This is a genomic window from Erysipelatoclostridium sp. An173, from assembly GCF_002160495.1.
Taxonomy (GTDB): domain Bacteria; phylum Bacillota_I; class Bacilli_A; order Erysipelotrichales; family Coprobacillaceae; genus Thomasclavelia; species Thomasclavelia merdavium.
On sequence record NZ_NFKR01000093.1, the window covers coordinates 1 to 1,592 of the forward strand.

At 31.8% G+C, this 1,592-nt stretch carries 1 protein-coding gene and 1 pseudogene; both read left to right on the forward strand.

Annotated elements, in window-relative coordinates; all coding sequences use genetic code 11:
* Positions 1-1,265: pseudogene (istA, locus tag B5F09_RS14490) on the forward strand (IS21 family transposase); the annotation flags it as partial.
* Positions 1,262-1,592, forward strand: a 331-nt coding sequence (locus tag B5F09_RS14495; RefSeq protein WP_158095869.1) for an ATP-binding protein, incomplete at its 3' end; no start/stop codon positions are given. The pseudogene istA and the gene B5F09_RS14495, both read left to right, overlap by 4 nt.

Sequence of the window (1,592 nt, forward strand, 5' to 3'; positions counted from 1 at the left end):
CTTGATTTACCAAAATTGAAAGTATTAGTAGAGGAGTTAAAATTGAAAATAAATAAATCACAAATTGCCCGAGAGCTTGGTGTAGATAGAAGATTGATTGATAAATATATGAATGGTTATACTAAGCCAAAGAAAAGAGAAAGAAAAAGTAAGTTAGATAATTTTTATCAAATAATATATGACTTGCTGATCAATCAAAATACTCAGGTTTTCTTTTATAAAAGAGTTTTATGGCAATATCTAAAAGATAATCATGGATTAGAGTGCTCAGCTTCCCATTTTAGAAAGTGGATCAGCCAGCATGAGGAATTTGATAAATACTTTAATGGCAGAACAAACAGGACAGTAAATGGTAAAATTAGAAACAATATGACAAATCATCGGTCAATCAAAAGAGAGACTGGTATGGGAGTTGAGGCACAATTGGATTGGAAGGAAAATATGCATTATACCTTAAGCACAGGTGAGGTTATTGAATTAAATATCTTTGCACTTGTATATTCCTATTCAAGATATAGGATTAATTTCATCTCGCTTACAAAAAAGCAGGGTGCTCTGTTTCATTATCTTGATCAGGCATTTGAAGCAGCTGGTGGTGTGCCTGACATCTTAAAAACCGATAATATGAAAACAGTCATGGATGAGGCAAGAACAGAATATTCGAGTGGAAAGGTCAATGCAAAGTTTCAACAGTTTGCGGATGATTATGGCTTTATAGTGAAACCTTGTATTGCCGGAAAACCATGGAGTAAAGGGAAGGTTGAAGCGCCAATGAAATTATGGGATGAACTATATGCTTATAATGGGAAGCTGAACTATGCACAACTGAATGAAAAAGTAATGGAAATCAATGAAAGAAATAATTGCCAGGTGCACAGTGAAATAGGAAAAATTCCGAAACTTCATATCCAAAAAGAAAAAGATTTCTTATCCCCTTTACCACAAGAAAAGATAAGAAATCAGTATAAAATCACCATTAGACCAGTAAAAGTAGATTCACAGAGTTTGTTTTCCTATAAAGGTAATAAATATTCCGCACCACCAGAATATATTGGTAAAACAGTGAAACTACAGATATTTGATGATTATATACATGTGTATTCTAACACAAGACTTATAACAATTCATCAAATATCTCAATCAAAATATAATTATCATGAAGAACATTATCAAAAAATATATGAAGTAAGTTTTAAAGACAGTTCGGATGAAATCAAACAATTAGCCAAGGCAAATTTAAATTTGATAGGAGAAATATACAATGAGTAGTACATATATGCAATTGAAAAATAACCTGAATTACTTGAAGTTAAGTCAAATGAATGAAAATTTAGATGAGATGTTGGATTATATAACCAGAAACAATCTATCTTTTACAGAAGGATTGATCAAATTGACGCAGATAGAAATCGATCATAGAGAAAAGAATATGGTCAAGTCAATGGTTAAGGTAGGGGCATTTCCTCATCATAAAGAATTAAGGGATTTTGATTTTCAGTCATCAATAAACAAACAGCAGATATTGGATTTTGAGACACTCAGATTCATCGAGAATTGTGAAAACATCGTATTTCTGGGTAATAGTGGTGTAG